This window comes from Amycolatopsis ruanii, assembly GCF_003385175.1.
Lineage (GTDB): Bacteria > Actinomycetota > Actinomycetes > Mycobacteriales > Pseudonocardiaceae > Amycolatopsis_E > Amycolatopsis_E thermalba.
This window is the reverse complement of record NZ_PQHY01000038.1, coordinates 1-14,507: the sequence shown is the minus strand read 5'-3', so window position 1 is coordinate 14,507 and position 14,507 is coordinate 1. Positions and strand designations below refer to the sequence as shown.

Below are 14,507 nucleotides of genomic sequence, written 5' to 3'. Positions count from 1 at the left end.
CCGGCATTTACATACATACAGTCTGTATGTATGTTGCATGGCATGACTCGCTCACCAGCACTCGGCCAGGAAAAGCGCGTGACCCTCCCGCAGGGTGACGTTCGCTACTTCGAACGCGGGGAGGGGCGTCCCGTGGTGTTCGTCCACGGCGTCTTCGTCAATGCGAACCTGTGGCGGCACGTCGTCCCGGACGTCGCCGACGCCGGCTTCCGCTGCCTCACCATCGACATGCCGCTCGGCGCGCACGAGGTCCCGCTGCGCCCGGACGCCGACCTGACCCCGTCCGGCGTCGCCGACCTGATCGCGGACTTCCTCGACGCCCTCGACCTGCGCGACGTCGTCCTCGTCGCGAACGACACCGGCGGCGCCCTCACCCAGATCATGTTGTCCCACCGCCCGGACCGGGTCGAGCGCGTCGTCCTGACCCCGTCGGACAGCTTCGACTACTTCTTCCCGCCGCTGTTCAAACCGCTCGTCCCGTACGCCCGCATCCCCGGCTCGATGCGCCCGCTCGCCGCGCTGCTGCAGGTCAAGGCGCTGCACCGGACCCCGTTCGTCTTCGGGCGGGTCGCCAAGTACGCCATCCCCGACGCCGTCGTCGAGTCCTACCTCGCGCCCGCCCACCGCCACGCGGCCATCCGCCGTGACCTGCGCAAGTTCCTCCGCGCCGTCCGCTCCCGGTACACGCTGGAGGCCGCGGAGAAGCTGCGTGCGTTCGACAAGCCGGTCCTGCTCGTGTGGGCCGACGAGGACCGGACGTTCCCGCTGCGCCTGGCCAAGCGCCTCGCCGCCATGCTGCCCGACGCCCGTCTGGAAGTGGTCGCCGATTCCTACGCCTTCGTCCCGGAGGACCAGCCGGCCGCGCTGGTGCGGCACATCCTGGCGTTCGCGGGCGTCATGGCAGTTTAGGGGCGTGCGCCGTACCCAGGAAGAGCGATCGCAGAGCACCCGGGCCGCGTTGATGGCGGCCGCCCGCGAGCTGTTCGCCGAGCGCGGTTACCAGGCCGTGCCGGCGGACGAGATCGTGCGGGCCGCCGGGGTGACGCGGGGCGCGCTCTACCACCACTACGGCGACAAGCAGGGCCTGTTCCGCGCCGTGTTCGAGCAGGTCGAGCTCGAGGTCACCGCCGAGGTCGAGGCGGCCACCAAGGACGCGCCGGACCTCACCACGGGACTGCTCTTCGCGCTCAAGGCCTTCCTCGACGCGTGCGAGCGCGCGGAGATCCGGCAGATCTCGCTGGTCGACGCCCCGGCCGTGCTGGGATGGACCACGTGGCGCGAAATCGAGGCCGAACACGGGCTCGGCCTGGTCATCACCGTGCTGCGGCAGGCGGTCGAGGAGGGGCTGATCAAGCCGCTGCCGGTTGAGGTGCTGGCCCAGCTCGTACTGAGCGCCGTGAACGAGGCGGCGCTGATGATCACCCACGCCGAAAACCCGGCGCAGGCCCGCTCGGACGCGGAGCAGGTGCTGGCCACCTGGCTGATCGGCCTGCTCGCGGAGTAACCGCGCGGACCGGCGGCGCGGCTGGTGATCTGCGGCGCCGAGCAGCCGGTGCAGGCTCGCTCGAATGCGAGCAGGTGGTCATCACGTGGCTGTTCGGCTTGTTCGTGGAGTAGCCGCGGGGTCCGGTGGCGCGGTTGGATCGCCTACGCCGAGCAGTCGGCGCGGGCCCGTTCGAATGCGAGCAGGTGGTCATCACGTGGCTGTTCGGCTTGTTCGTGGAGTAGCCGCGGGGTCCGGTGGCGCGGTTGGATCGCCTACGCCGAGCAGTCGGCGCGGGCCCGTTCGAATGCGAGCAGGTGGTCATCACGTGGCTGTTCGGCTTGTTCGTGGAGTAGCCGCGGGGTCCGGTGGCGCGGCTGGATCGCCTACGCCGAGCAGCCGGCGCAGGCCCACTCGAATGCGAGCAGGTGGTCACCACCTGGCTGTTCAGCTTCCTCGCGGAGTAACCGCGGGGCCGGTGATCTACCACGTCGAGCACTCGGCCCACGCCAGCTCGGTCGCCGCGCAGGTGCTCACCGCGTGGCTGATCGGCTTGTTCGTGGAAGAGCCCCCGGTCGGAGTGGCTGGCGCTCGCCACGCCGAGAACCGGGCAGAGGGCCGGTCCGATGCCGGGTGTTCGCTCCCTGTCTGGTGATCACCCACAGGAAGAACCCCGCGCGGGCCGCGCAGGTGCTCGCCACGTGGCTGATCGGCTACTTCACCGGAGTTACGCGGGCCCGGCGGCGTGGCTGATGATCGCTTACGCCGAGCACTCGGCCCGCCAGCTTGGTCGCTGCGCAGGTCCTCACCAAGCGGCCGATCGGCCGGTTCGGGGAATAACTCCGCGTCCGGCGGCGTTCGCCCGGGGCGTGCAGGTGGAGATCTGGTCCGATGTGGTGTGCCCGTGGTGCTACCTCGGCAAGCGGCGCTTCGAGCGCGCGCTGGCCGGCTTCGAGCACCGTGACCAGGTCGTGGTGACCTTCCGCTCCTTCGAGCTGGACCCGGCCGCCCCGCGCGAGCCGCAGCCGAAGGCGCCGCTCCTCGCCGCGAAGTACGGGATCAGCGAGGCGGAGTTCGCCGCTAGCGAGCAGCGCCTGACCCGCCTCGCCGCGGCCGAGGGCCTGGAGTACCACCTCGACGGCGGAGTCATCGGCAACACCTTCGACGCCCACCGCGTGCTGCAGTTCGCCCGCGAGCGAGGCCGGCAGGACGTCGTCGCGGAGCGGCTGTTCCGCGCCTACTTCACCGAGCGGCGTTCGGTGTTCGACGAGGATTCGCTCGTCGAACTGGCGACCGAGTCCGGACTGGACGGTGACGAGGTCCGCCGGGTGCTGAAGGAAGGCGCCTACGCCGACGAGGTCCGCGCCGACATCGACCAGGCCCGAGCGCTCGGCGCCAACGGCGTCCCGTTCTTCGTCTTCGACCGCCGTTACGCGGTCTCCGGCGCGCAGCCCGCCGAAACCTTCGCCGCCGCGCTGGACAAGGCGTATCAGGACGCCGGTCCCTTGCCGAAGTAGATCTTGCACACCCCGCCGTCGTAGTCGGCCGCCAGTTCGAGGACGTTTCGCCCGCTGTCCACAGGCAACAGTGACGAGCTGTAGTTCGGGCAGAAGTTGTTGTAGGCGCCCGGAACGTGCACCGGAGCGGGCAGCTCGTACCAGTTGCCCTCCCCGAAGTTGTCGTTGGCGAGCAGCACCTGGCCGTTCGACGGTAGCGAGCGGCCGACGCTGTCGGTGTAGATCTGACCGACCATCAACAACCGAACGCCATTCGGTCCGCCGGGAAACACCGTGACGGTCTGGGCGTGCTGGAAGTAGTTGCCGCTCGCCGTCACCACCCGCGTGCCGGGATCGGCGGGGTCGCCGTAGTCCGCGCCGTCCGAGGAGATCTTGAAGTACGGATCGCAGTAGCGCGTGCCGTAGTTGCAGATCTCGTAGCCGAAGTAGTAGCGACCATCGGGCAGCTGACGCACGATCGGCATCCCGGGCCGAACGCGATCGGGTGAGATCGCGACCGTGCTCTGCTTGTCGCTCCAGGTGACGCCGTCGGTCGACGCGATCCGGTTGAGCACCTGACTGTGGCGCGGTGCCTCGGTTTCGTCGGCGTAGTGCATCCACAGTGTCCCGCCGGAGTCCACTGTGAACTCCGGCTCGAACACGCCGCCGTGGTTGTGCGAACGGACGGCCTCGGACAGGAAACTCCAGCTCCGGCCACCGTCCGAACTGGACCAGACCCGGATGGACATGCGGCGGTCGGCGCCGCCGTTCTGCCCGTAGGACGCGGCCCACAGCAGGGTTCCGGCGCGCAGCCTGCCGACGCGTCGCGGCAGCTCGTAGATGCTGCCGCAGCACTCGCCCCGCACTCCCTCCGGGTCGCGGACCTCGCCGATCTGGCGGAACGACGCGCCTTCGTCGGTGCTCTCGTAGATCCGCGCGAACGCGCCGCTGCCGTCCCAGCTGTTCACGGACGCGACGATCCGCCCGCGCCGGAACGGCGCGTGTTCCAGGCGGATGACCCGCGGGTACGCGCCCACGCCCAGCTCGGTGCGTTGCGCCGCCTGCGCCGGAACCGTCATCGCGGCCGTCGTGACCAGCAACGTCAGCATCAGCGCGGCTATCCGGCGCATCCGTCCCCCTCACTCTCAGGAGCGGAATTAGACCACAGGGTGACGGTCGAGCGGACAAAAGCCCACTTTGTAGCGCAATACCCCGTGAGAATCAACCTCTTGATGGATCGTTGAACGATCCCCTACGTTCAGAAACCAGTGGCACAAGCCACAGTTCACGACGAAGGAGAGGTAACTTCCGTGGAAAACCTGGCTCCCGAGGACTTCGACCTGGACCTCCGCATCGCGACTCCGACCCAGGACGGGGACCTGCTGACGAACAAGTCCGGCTTCAGCGACATCTGCGCCACCCTGTGGCCGTCCTGCTGACGTGAGTTCCGGGTGGCGGGTCCGCGGGGGCCCGCCACCCGTCCAGCCGGGAGGCGAACCGATGTTCACGTGTGCCGGACCGGCCCTGCTGCGGGCCGCGGTGCGACCCCGCACCTGGGGGCCGATCCCGCCGCTGGAGGTCCTCGCGGCGGACGAAACGCTGATGGAAGCGGTCGAAACGGCCAGTCCGAGCCTGGCCCGCGACGTCCTCCGCCTGGTCCGGGGCGAGCCGGTCAGGGACAAGGTTCGCCGCCGCGCCGCGCTCGCCCTCGCGAAGTACCACCTGCGCATGACCAGCCGCCCGACGCCGTTCGGGCTCTTCGCCGGGGTCGCGCCGGTGCGATTGGACGCCGAGCCCGAGTTGCGGGCCGGTGACCAGCACCGTCCGACCAGTCGAACAGACGCCGAATGGCTGGACGGCGTCCTGCGACGGTTGCGAACCGATCCAGTGATCCTGACCAGGACAGTCCTGGTCGCCAACAACGTCAGCTTCGTCCGCGGGGACCGGCTCGTGCTGCCTGAGCGGTACGAGGGGGCAAGTCGTCGCGAAGCCTCGATCCGGTTCACGCCGCTCGTGCGTGCCGTCCGGGAGATGGCGGCCGCGCCGGTGGCCTGGCCGGACCTGGTCGAGCAGCTGTGCCGGCGGTTCCGGCGCACCGGTTTCGACGGGGTGCTGCGGCAGCTCGTCGAGGTGGGGGTCCTGCTCACCGACCTGGACCCGCCGCCGGACTGCGTCGACCCGCTCGCCCATGTGCTCGGCCGAGTGCCGGCGGAACATCCGATGCACGCGGAGTTGAGCGCGATTCTGAGCGAGTTGCAGGACGCCGACACGGCTGCCGAGGACCGGCGGTCCCGCCGGCGGGCAGTGGTGGCCCGGATGCGTGCACTGCACGACGTGGATGACGTGATCCAGACCGATCTGCGGCTGGATGTCGCGGCCACGCTGCCGGCCGCCCTCGGGACGGAAGCCGCCCGCGCGGCGGAGGTGTTGTGGCGCCTGGGGAGCACGACCGGACCGTCCTGGTTGGACGAGTACCGGAAGCGCTTTCTGGAGCGGTACGGCAGCGACCGGCTGGTGCCGGTGCTGGAACTGCTCGACGATACCCGCGGCCTGGGGGCGCCCGATTTCTCGCGGCGGCCGGATCGTCCCGGGCATCGGGCGTTGATAGAGCTCCTGCTGGCCGCCGTGCGCGCGGGCCGGGACGAGATCGAACTCGACGAGTCGCTGGTCGGCCTGCTCGCCGAGGAGCCGCCGTCGCGCCGCCCGGTGTCGATGGAGTTGTGCGCGGAGGTTCTCGCGCCCGGCTGGGAAGCGTTGCGCGCGGGCGAGTTCCGGCTGGTCATCGGCGAGAACTTCGGGTCGCCGCAGGCGGGGTCGACGGTCGCGCGGTTCGCGCACCTCATGCCCGAATTCGACGCCGAACTGACGGCGCTGGTCCGCGACGGTGCCCCGGCGGGAGCGGCACAGGTCGCGTGCCGGCCGCGGACGTTGCGCTCGGCGAACGTCGCGGCAGTGCCGCAGCGGCTCCCGATGCGCATCCCGGTGAGCTGTGGCCCGGCGACCGCAGAGGTGAGCGACCTGCGGCTGGACGATCTCGCCGTCGGCGCGACGCAGGACGAGCTGTACCTCGTCGACCTGACGTCCGGGCGGCGCGTTGTGCCGGTTTCCGGCTCGATGCTCAACCCGCGCAGCGGGCACGTCCCGCCGGTCGCGCGGTTCCTGCTCGAGCTGGGGGAGCAGGAGAACCCGTCGTGCCTGCCGTGGCGGTGGGGCGATTTGTCGACCGCTCCGGTGCTGCCCCGGGTCCGGTACGGCCGGACCGTGCTCGCGCCCGCGCGATGGCTGCCCAGCCGCGAGATGCTGGACCCGTCGTCCGACTGGTCGGACGCCGTCCGAAACTGGCGACAGCGTTGGGCCGTGCCCAGGTGGGTGCAGCTGACCAGCTCGGACAACCGGATCGCGATCGACCTCGACGACCCCGGGCACCTGGCGGTGTTCCGCGCGGAGCTGCGGAAGACGCCGCGGCTGGTGGTCCAGGAGGTCCTGTCGCGGGACGACGGCTGGCTTGGCGGGCGCGCGTGCGAGGTGGTGTTCCAGCTGCTGGGGGAGCGGCCGGCCGCGCGTCCCGTTCCGGCCACCCGGACCCGGTCCGACCGGCTGCAGCTCCCCGGCGGCGACTGGCTGTACGCCAAGCTCTACGCCCGGGACGCCGCGCAGCGCCAGATCCTCCAGTCGCGGCTCGGCGAGCTGGTCGCCGGCGTGGAGGACTGGCACTTCGTCCGATATGCCGATCCCGATCCGCACCTCCGGATCCGGTTCGCCGGGAAACCGGACACGTTGTGGACGACGTTGTTGCCACGCCTGCACGCGTGGGCGGCGGCGCTCCGGGCGGAGGGGCTGCTGTCCCGGCTGGTGCTGGACAGCTACGACGCGGAGGTCGAGCGGTACGGCGGCCCGGACGCGATCGGCGGGGCCGAGCGGGTGTTCCACGCGGATTCGCTGGTCGCGCTCGCGATGCTCGACCGGGATTCGGATGAGCTCGCGGCGTTGAGCGTGCTGGACCTCGTCCGGCATTTCGGACAGCCTCCGGAGATCCTGGACTGGCTCGCGGCGGCAGTGCCCCTCGACCTGCGGCGGGGCGTGCCCCGTGACCGCCGGGAGTCCTTCGCGGCCGCTGTCGACGCCACTGGTCGTCCGTCGCTGGACCAACCGTGGAGGCAGCGGAGCCAGGCGGTCCTGGAGTACCTGACGAAGCTGGCGCCGGAGCAGCACGGCCGGGTCGCGCTGAGCCTGGCGCACATGCACTGCAACCGCCTGTTCGGGATCGACCGGGCGCGGGAGCAGGAGGTGTACGCGCTGGTGCACGGCGGATTGGCGCTGCGCATGGACCGGAGGAGGCACGGCCGGTGAGTGCTGCTGGGGCGGTGGGTGGCCTGGTGGAGGTGCGGTCGGTGAGTGCTGCTGGGGCGGTGTGTGGCCTGGTGGGGGTGCGGCCGGTGAGTGCTGCCGGATCGATCCGCGGACTGGAGGAGGTGCGGCGGTGAGTATGGCCAGTCGAGGCGCGGCGGTGAGTACAGCTGGAGCGGTCCGCGGACCGGAGGAGGCGCGGCCGATGAGGGCCACGCACGTCGCTCGTCGCGCGAGGGCCCGGGAGGTCGCGCTCGAGGTGGGGGATCGCCTCCGCTCGGTGCGGGGTCGCGGGCCGGGTCTGCTGGACGGTCATCCGGGCATCGCCCTCCTGCACACGGCACTGTCCGTTTGGGATCCCGCGTGGGCCGCGGTGAGCCGTGCCCATCTGGCCGCCGCGGGCGAGGTCGCGCCGGAGGCGGTGGTGCCCGCGGCCCTGGTGCACCGGGCCGCGCACGGCGGCGGTTACGACGGGCTGCTGCGCAAGGCCGGCGCGGCGTTGGCCGAGGTGTGCGAGGCGTGGCCCCGGGCCGATCGGCTCGCCGCGTCGGACTACGACGTGATCAGCGGGCTCGCCGGCAAGGGCCGGCTGCTGCTCGCCCTGGGCGGCGACCGGTGCCTGTCCGCGCTGGAGGTCGTGCTGGAGCGTCTGGTGGCGTTGACCCGGCCGGTCCTGGTGGAGGGGCACGAGGTGCCCGGGTGGTGGTGCGCGCCGGAGCGGTACGTGGTCGAGGCGGACCGCGAGCGCTACCCCCGGGGCGATTTCAACGCCGGCCTGGCACACGGCATCAGTGGTCCACTCGCGCTGTTGTCACTGGCCCACCGGCACGGCCACCGGGTCGACGGCATGACCGACGCGATGCGCGTGATCGCCGACTGGTTGTTGCGGTGGTCGTGGACGGACGAGTCCGGGGTGAGCTGGCCGTCGCGCGTCGGGTTCGATGCGCAGGTGCGGGGCTCGGCGGTGCCGGCTTCGCGGACGGCGTGGTGCTACGGGACGGCCGGGGTGGCGTACGCGCTGCACCTGGCCGCGGCGGAGCTGGGTGACGCGGGGCTCGCCGGTCTGGCGGCCGCCGCCATGAGCAGGCCGGGCCCGGCGGAGGGCCCGACCGTGTGTCACGGCGATGCCGGGTTGCTGCAGATCAGCGTGCGGATGGGTGTGCCTGCCGACCGGATCGCCGACCGGGTCCTGGCCGCGTTCGACCCGTCGTCCCCGTTCGGCTTCCGGCACCGCCTGCACACCGGCGAGTGGATGGACGACCCCGGCCTGTTGCAGGGCGCCGCCGGAGTCGCGCTGGCGCTGGCGACCTACGCCGGCAACTCCGCCCCCTGGGACGCCGCGTTGCTGCTGAGCTGACGGTCAGCGGTAGTTGGTGAACTGCAGCGCGATGCCGAAGTCCTTGTCCTTGAGCAGGGCGATGACGTCCTGCAGGTGGTCCTTCTTCTTGCCGGAGACGCGGAGCTGGTCGCCCTGGATCTGGGCCTGGACGCCCTTGGGGCCCTCGTCGCGGATCACCTTGGCGATCTGCTTGGCCTTGTCGGCGGCGATGCCCTGGAGGATCTTGCCGTTGACCTTGTAGATCTTGCCGGACACGGCGGGCTCGTCGGCCTCGAACGCCTTCAGCGAGATGCCCCGCTTGATCAGCTTCTCCTTGAACACCTCGACCGCGGCCTTGGCGCGCTCCTCGGTGTCGGCCTCGATCGTCACGGCCTCTTCGCCGGCCCAGGAGACCTTGGCGTTGACGCCGCGGAAGTCGAAGCGGGTGGAAAGCTCCTTGGCCGCCTGGTTGAGGGCGTTGTCGACCTCCTGCCGGTCGACCTTGCTCACCACGTCGAATGACGGATCCGCCACGTGTCCTACCTCGTCGTTTCGCTTGTCGGCTGACCACACCATAGCGCCGCCCCCACCCCCGTCGGAGGCCCGCCGGAGGGTTGGTAAGCTAGTCCCCGGCCGGGACGCCCGGCCATGGCGGGTTGCCCGAGCGGCCAAAGGGATCTGACTGTAAATCAGACGGCACTGCCTTCGCAGGTTCGAATCCTGCACCCGCCACACCAGCGAAAACGCCCCGCTGACCTGGAGAAAATAGGTCCGCGGGGCGTTCTTTTGTCTCCGGCCCGGCCGGTGACGACACCGATTCGGCGGGTCGTCACAATCCGGGTATGGAAGGCTTCGAGCCGCGGTGGTTGTCCGGCTTGGCCGCCGTTCGCTGGGAACACGGCCGCCGGCTCGCTGCTTTGGTCGGGCGACGGTTGACGGCGGCGTGGCTCGCTTGGGAGCTCGATGGTGACTGCTGGTGGAACGACGCCCCGGTCGTGTTCGACTTCGGCGGGGAGCAGCTCGAGATCAGCCATCGGAAGTTCGATGAGCTGTCGATCACGTGGAACTCGATCCAGGTCACGCGCCCGCCGGCCGACCCGATGTTTCAGATCGCCTGGCGGGATGACATGTGCCACCGGTTGACGGCGTTGCATGGGCAGGTCCTCTCGTCGGTGGCACTGCTGGAATGGCAGGGCGAGCAGCGCGACCTGGGTACAGGTGCGGTTGCCGTGCACCTCGCCTTCACGTCAGGTGGTTCCGTGACCGTTGCGAACGCCTTGGACGAGAACGAGTTGGACTTCGGAGCCCCGGGCCCGCACTGGAGACGGCACGCGCTCTCGCCAGAGGGGCGGTCGTGAATGGCCACTGGGCGAAATATCGCCGCGGCCGGCTTTTCGGTAGGTTCGGGCGATGATCGTCCTCGCTGTGGAGAATCCGGTTCAGCCTGATATTCGTGAGCTCGCGCTCGGGCTTGTCGCGTTTCTCGCGCTGCTGTTCCTGATCACGAAGTTCGCCGTGCCGCGCTTCGAGGCCTTGTTCGAGAAGCGGGCGGAGAAGATCGAGGGCGGGATCGAGAAGGCGGAGCAGGCGCAGGCGGCGGCCGCGGAGGCGCTGACCCGCTACCGGGCCCAGCTCGCGGACGCGCGTGCCGAGGCGGCACGGATCCGGGAGGAGGCCCGCGCGGAGGGCGAGCGGGTGCGCGCCGAACTGCGGGCGGAGGCGCAGGAGGAGGCCCGGCGCCTGATCGCGCAGGGCGAAGCCGACCTGACCGAGCAGCGGGGCCGCATCATCGCCGAAATGCGCCCCGAACTGCGGCGGCTTGCGGTGGAGCTGGCGGAGCGGATCGTGGGCGAACCACTGACCGACGGGGCGCGGCGGCGCGGCACGGTGGACCGGTTCCTGACCGAGCTGGAGCGGCGGTAGGGGTTGGCGAGCTCGGAGGGGCTGGCTGCGGCTTGGGTGGCGCTGCCGTGGCCGGCATGTGGTGTGGGGGTGTGGTTCCTGACCGAGTTGGGGCGGCGGTAGGGGCCGGCTGGCGGCTAGGGTTGGCTGCGGCTTGGGTGGTACTGCCGTGGCCGGCATGTGGTGTGGGGGCGTGGTTCCCGACCGAAGATGGAGCGGGGTAGGCGCCGGCTGGCGGCAGGAGGGGATTGACGGGCTCGGCGGTGGTGGCTGCCGCTTGGCGCGGCGTGTGGTGTGGGGGGCGTGGTTGCTTGGGTGGCGGTAGAGGCTGGCGGTGCCTGGTGGCCGGAGAGCCACCAGGCACCGCTTCCGGAATCACCGGCTCTGCGCCGAGTCCTTGACCTCCTGCGCCGCGGACTTCGTTTCGTCCGCGACCGTTGATGCGGCCTCGCTCGCGGTGGATTTGACTGACTGGACCGCTTCCTGTGCTGGTTCGCGCAGGTTCTCCGTCATTTCCTGCGCCACCGAGCCCATCTGGCCCGCCATGTCCTGCGCCGACTCCTTGACCTGCCCCGCCAGCTCCCGCTCCTGACGGCTCGCCGGGATCAGCGACGACACCAGCCATCCGGCGCCGAACGCGATCAGGCCCGCCGCCAGCGGGTTGCCCTCCGTCTGCCGGCGCACCATCCGCGGCGCGTCCTGGACCTGTTCGGCCACCGACGACGCCGCGTCGGACGCCGTCGAAGCCACCGACGACGCCGCGTCGGACGCCGTCGAAGCCATCGACGAAGCCGTCGACGACGCGCTGTCCGTCGCCTGGTGCATGCGGTCGGTCGCGGTCCGCACGCCGCCGGAAGCGCTTCCCATGACCCGCTCCTTCATGTTCCGCGCCAGGCCCCGCGCGCGGTGCACCCGCCGGTGGACGACGCGGCTGGGCGTGACCTTCTCGGCGAGCGCGTCCACATCGCTGCCCAGATTCCGTTGCGTGCCTTCGATCTCCCGGCGAAGGCGGTCCGGGTCCGTGCTCACGTCGTCCTCCTCAACTGGTCGGGCATCTGCTTGAGGCTGTCCACGGTCCGCTCGGGCACCGGCTCGACGCGGCGCATCCGGTTGCGCCCCAGGGCGAACAGCACGGCCGCGATCACGGCCCACACCCCGGCGACGATCAGCGCCGCCCAGCCCTGGTCCATCACGTTGGACAGCGCCCACCACAACGCGATCGACAGGAACAGCATCACCATGTAGCCGCCGAAACCGGCGCCGCCGAGCATGCCGGCGCCCTTGCCCGCCTGCTTGGCCTCGGCCTTCATCTCCGTCTTCGCCAGCTCCAGTTCCTGCCGCATCAGCGTGGACAGATCCTGGGAGATGTTGCTCATCAGCTGTCCCACCGACACGTCGCCGACATCCGGCCGCTGTCCCGGCGGTTGCGAATACGTCATGACGGCTCCACCCGGTGCTGCCCGCGGTAGTCGCCGGGGTACGCGCCTTCCGGCGGCATGGCCGTCGTCGGCGGGTGGACGGCCGTCTCGGTCGGTGTCCCGGTGGGGTACGTCATCTCCGCCGGTGTGCCCGTGGGATACGTCGTCTCTGTGGGAGTGCGCGGTTGCGGCGCGCCGCCGCTGCTCTGCTCGCTCACCGCCGCGGCGACGCCCCTGGTCAGCCGGCCCGCGAGGAGCCCCGCGGCGGCCGCGCCGGCGAGGAACAGGCCGGGCTTGCGCCGCGCGAAGCCGCGCAGCTCGTCGGCCAGTTCCCCGGGCTCGCGGGAATCGAGCCAGGACGCCACCTTCTTCGCCCGCTGCGACACCTCGCGGACGATGTCCTGCGCGATTCCGGATTCCGACTGCTCCGACATCCGGTCCAGCTGATCCGCGATCGAATTCAGATTTCCGGCCGCTTTCTGCTGGCTGGTGCGTGCCTGTGCACGCAATTGATCGACGCCCTGGTCCTTCAGGTTCCGCACCTGCCGCTGCGCCTCGGATGCCACTTCCCGTGCCTGTTCGGCAGCGGTCCCGGTCACCTGGCTGCCCGATTCCGCGGCCTGTTCGCGCACCGCCTGCGGCGGCGAACTGCTGGTCTGCTGGGTCATTCCTCCTCCTCCGCTCGGTTCCGCGCGACTACCCGGCCCAATTCCCGGTAAACGACGAAAACAATTCCGCTTCGCGGCGCGGATCGGAAAAATAGATCTCCGTTCGGGGTGCCTGATCGAGCCGTGCGGAGCTGCTCCTGGCTCGCCCCGGTCCTGCTCATCACGGCCGGCGACTGGTCAGGGCGGTCCGCAGCCGCACAGGAATTCTCCGGCCGGAGGCTGACGGAGAGGCGATGACGGCGGACCACCGGGAATCTGCGAACATGACGGCTTTGCGGCGCCCGGGCGGTGAGCGAGGAGCTAGGCATGAGGTTGCACCGGTCTCGTCGGCTGGTCCTGAGGGAGTACGACTGCGTGGAGCGGTTCGCCGCGAGTGCCGCCGAGGTCGGTTGGCTCTCCGCTGGAGAACTGCCCGCCGAGCCCTCGACGGGCACGCCGCGACGGTCGTCGTGGCAGCTCACCACCGGGGTGTTCGTCACCCTGTTCCAAGCCCCCGAGCGTCAGCTCGCATACGTGGCCGTGTTGAGCATGCTCGGCCGGGAAGCCGCAGCTCACTTCTTGCATCTGCCAGAGGCGAGCCTGGAGTTGGCTGGACTTGACGTGTGGACTGATCAGGAGCTGATCGGCGCCGTGTCCGCCGCGTCGGACCCAGGCGAGCACGCGACCGCTCTGATCCGGGCCGGACTCGGCGCCCCGGCGGAGATCGCCGAGCCGTGGGCACGTGCCTTCTTCGCTGCCGCCGAGCATCCCTCGGAGGAGGTACGAGCTGCCGGGATCGAGGCGATCATGCACGCGGGCTGGCCACGCTTCGCCGAACTGCTCAGGGCCATGGCCGAGCGGGATCCCAGCAGGGACATCAGAGAGCTGGCGCAGCGGAGTGCCTCAGTCCTGGAGGCCAGAACTCCAGCTGGACCATAGAGTTCCCCGGGTTGCCCGCACGACAAGTCCGGTTGGAGTACGAGCGTACTGATCATGGATGCGGAACTCGTGCGCGCCCGCCGGGCGGTGTCCGTGGTGTTCGCGGCGTGCGGGGCGGCGTTCGGTACGTGGCTGGCGCGGGTGCCTGCGGTGCAGGACCGGCTGGGGCTCACGACGGGACAACTCGCGGCCGGGTTGTTCGGGCTCGCGGCCGGGTCGGTGGTCGCGTTGCTGCTGGCCGGCGCGGTGATCACGCGGATCGGCAGCCGGGTGGCGGCCATCGTGGGGGCGGTCGTGCTGTGCGGCGGGTTGCCGTTGGTCGCGATCGCGCCGAGCGTGCCGGTGTTCGTCGCGGCGCTGGTGGTGCTGGGGGTCGGCAACAGCACGCTCGACGTGGCGATGAACGCCCACGCGGCACGCGTCGAGCACGGCTACGGGCGGCCGATCTTCGCCGGTTTCCACGCGTTCTGGAACATCGGCGGGCTGGCCGGATCCGGCGCCGACGCGCTGGTGGAGACCTGGCACGTGCCGGTGACGGTGCACTTCCCGGTGGCGGGCGGGGTCCTGCTGGCGGTCGCGTTGCGGGCGGTCCGGACCGGGTTCCTGCGCGGGCCCGACCGCGGCCAGGGCGGGCCGGCGTTCGCGTGGCCGGGGCGGGCGCTGGTGCCGCTCGGGGCGATCGCGTTCTGCGGGTTCGTCGCCGAGGGGGCGGTCAACAGCTGGGGTGCGGTGTACCTGAGCGAGGTGACGGCGGCCGGGCCGGCGGTCGCCGCGCTGGGGTATTTCGCGTTCTCGGTGACGATGATCGTCGTGCGGCTGGGCGCGGACCGGATCGTGGCGCGGGCCGGGGCGGTTTCGTTCCTGCGGCTGGCTTCGGTGGTGGCGGTGGGCGGGTTCGCGGTCGTGCTCGCGGCGCCGGTGCCGGTGGTGGTGGTGGTCGGGTTCGCGCTGGTCGGG

General features: G+C 70.8%; 15 protein-coding genes and 1 tRNA gene. 11 read left to right on the top strand and 5 right to left on the bottom strand.

Annotated elements, in window-relative coordinates; genetic code table 11:
• Positions 1-42: 42 nt before the first annotated feature.
• The 3 genes from D0D28_RS20545 to D0D28_RS20535 all read left to right on the top strand — a co-directional run bounded on the left by D0D28_RS20545 (position 43) and on the right by D0D28_RS20535 (position 3,000).
• A complete protein-coding gene (locus D0D28_RS20545; RefSeq protein WP_116111654.1) occupies positions 43-909 on the top strand; it encodes an alpha/beta fold hydrolase in 867 nt (288 codons plus the stop codon).
• A gap of 4 nt (positions 910-913) precedes the next feature.
• On the top strand, positions 914-1,504 hold the full coding sequence (locus tag D0D28_RS20540) for a TetR/AcrR family transcriptional regulator (protein WP_162831134.1): 591 nt from the start codon (positions 914-916) through the stop codon (positions 1,502-1,504).
• An 854-nt stretch (positions 1,505-2,358) separates the two neighbouring features.
• Positions 2,359-3,000 (top strand): DsbA family oxidoreductase, encoded by a 642-nt coding sequence (locus tag D0D28_RS20535; protein ID WP_346009492.1) that lies wholly within the window; start codon positions 2,359-2,361, stop codon positions 2,998-3,000.
• Here the strand turns inward: D0D28_RS20535 and D0D28_RS20530 are convergent.
• On the bottom strand, positions 2,973-4,109 hold the full coding sequence (locus D0D28_RS20530) for a sialidase family protein (RefSeq protein ID WP_116111651.1): 1,137 nt from the start codon (positions 4,107-4,109) through the stop codon (positions 2,973-2,975). The genes D0D28_RS20535 and D0D28_RS20530 overlap by 28 nt on opposite strands.
• Before the next feature lie 180 nt (positions 4,110-4,289).
• On the opposite strand from D0D28_RS20530, the gene D0D28_RS37380 reads away from it, so the two are divergent.
• The 3 genes from D0D28_RS37380 to D0D28_RS20520 all read left to right on the top strand — a co-directional run bounded on the left by D0D28_RS37380 (position 4,290) and on the right by D0D28_RS20520 (position 8,683).
• On the top strand, positions 4,290-4,418 hold the full coding sequence (locus D0D28_RS37380; RefSeq protein ID WP_255407832.1) for a hypothetical protein: 129 nt from the start codon (positions 4,290-4,292) through the stop codon (positions 4,416-4,418).
• A gap of 61 nt (positions 4,419-4,479) precedes the next feature.
• Entirely contained in the window at positions 4,480-7,329 is a 2,850-nt protein-coding gene (locus tag D0D28_RS20525; protein ID WP_116111650.1) for a lantibiotic dehydratase, read from the top strand.
• 202 nt (positions 7,330-7,531) lie between these two features.
• Positions 7,532-8,683: a lanthionine synthetase C family protein gene (locus D0D28_RS20520; protein WP_162831133.1), complete on the top strand. Its 1,152-nt coding sequence runs from the start codon at positions 7,532-7,534 to the stop codon at positions 8,681-8,683.
• A gap of 3 nt (positions 8,684-8,686) precedes the next feature.
• Here the strand turns inward: D0D28_RS20520 and D0D28_RS20515 are convergent, their stop codons facing one another.
• Complete coding sequence (locus tag D0D28_RS20515; protein WP_094003825.1) at positions 8,687-9,178, bottom strand: YajQ family cyclic di-GMP-binding protein; 492 nt, start codon at positions 9,176-9,178, stop codon at positions 8,687-8,689.
• A gap of 116 nt (positions 9,179-9,294) precedes the next feature.
• On the opposite strand from D0D28_RS20515, the gene D0D28_RS20510 reads away from it, so the two are divergent.
• The 3 genes from D0D28_RS20510 (at position 9,295) to D0D28_RS20500 (ending at position 10,567) form a co-directional block, all read left to right on the top strand.
• Positions 9,295-9,376 (top strand) — tRNA-Tyr (locus D0D28_RS20510).
• A gap of 110 nt (positions 9,377-9,486) precedes the next feature.
• Complete coding sequence (locus D0D28_RS20505) at positions 9,487-10,002, top strand: hypothetical protein (RefSeq protein ID WP_116111648.1); 516 nt, start codon at positions 9,487-9,489, stop codon at positions 10,000-10,002.
• A gap of 52 nt (positions 10,003-10,054) precedes the next feature.
• Complete coding sequence (locus tag D0D28_RS20500) at positions 10,055-10,567, top strand: F0F1 ATP synthase subunit B (protein ID WP_116111647.1); 513 nt, start codon at positions 10,055-10,057, stop codon at positions 10,565-10,567.
• A gap of 354 nt (positions 10,568-10,921) precedes the next feature.
• On the opposite strand, the gene D0D28_RS20495 is transcribed toward D0D28_RS20500, so the two are convergent.
• Genes D0D28_RS20495 through D0D28_RS20485 form a run of 3 tightly spaced genes read right to left on the bottom strand, consistent with a single transcriptional unit; the run spans position 10,922 to position 12,632 of the window.
• On the bottom strand, positions 10,922-11,575 hold the full coding sequence (locus D0D28_RS20495) for a DUF3618 domain-containing protein (protein WP_116111646.1): 654 nt from the start codon (positions 11,573-11,575) through the stop codon (positions 10,922-10,924).
• Positions 11,572-11,985, bottom strand: coding sequence for a phage holin family protein (locus D0D28_RS20490; protein WP_094003828.1), 414 nt, complete (start codon positions 11,983-11,985; stop codon positions 11,572-11,574). Before D0D28_RS20490 ends, D0D28_RS20495 begins: the two co-directional genes overlap by 4 nt.
• A complete protein-coding gene (locus tag D0D28_RS20485) occupies positions 11,982-12,632 on the bottom strand; it encodes a hypothetical protein (protein ID WP_116111645.1) in 651 nt (216 codons plus the stop codon). The genes D0D28_RS20490 and D0D28_RS20485 overlap by 4 nt, the downstream gene beginning before the upstream one ends.
• 354 nt (positions 12,633-12,986) lie before the next feature.
• On the opposite strand from D0D28_RS20485, the gene D0D28_RS20480 reads away from it, so the two are divergent.
• Positions 12,987-13,550 (top strand): hypothetical protein, encoded by a 564-nt coding sequence (locus D0D28_RS20480; protein ID WP_162831132.1) that lies wholly within the window; start codon positions 12,987-12,989, stop codon positions 13,548-13,550.
• 54 nt (positions 13,551-13,604) lie between these two features.
• Positions 13,605-14,507, top strand: a 903-nt coding sequence (locus tag D0D28_RS20475; RefSeq protein WP_162831131.1) for an MFS transporter, incomplete at its 3' end; no start/stop codon positions are given.

Coding starts and splice junctions, on each gene's coding strand:
- D0D28_RS20490 (WP_094003828.1), bottom strand. CDS start 11,985: ATGACGTATTCGCAACCGCCGGGACAGCGGCCGGATGTCGGCGACGTG.
- D0D28_RS20485 (WP_116111645.1), bottom strand. CDS start 12,632: ATGACCCAGCAGACCAGCAGTTCGCCGCCGCAGGCGGTGCGCGAACAG.
- D0D28_RS20525 (WP_116111650.1), top strand. CDS start 4,480: ATGTTCACGTGTGCCGGACCGGCCCTGCTGCGGGCCGCGGTGCGACCC.
- D0D28_RS20545 (WP_116111654.1), top strand. CDS start 43: ATGACTCGCTCACCAGCACTCGGCCAGGAAAAGCGCGTGACCCTCCCG.
- D0D28_RS20505 (WP_116111648.1), top strand. CDS start 9,487: ATGGAAGGCTTCGAGCCGCGGTGGTTGTCCGGCTTGGCCGCCGTTCGC.
- D0D28_RS20530 (WP_116111651.1), bottom strand. CDS start 4,109: ATGCGCCGGATAGCCGCGCTGATGCTGACGTTGCTGGTCACGACGGCC.
- D0D28_RS20500 (WP_116111647.1), top strand. CDS start 10,055: ATGATCGTCCTCGCTGTGGAGAATCCGGTTCAGCCTGATATTCGTGAG.
- D0D28_RS20520 (WP_162831133.1), top strand. CDS start 7,532: ATGAGGGCCACGCACGTCGCTCGTCGCGCGAGGGCCCGGGAGGTCGCG.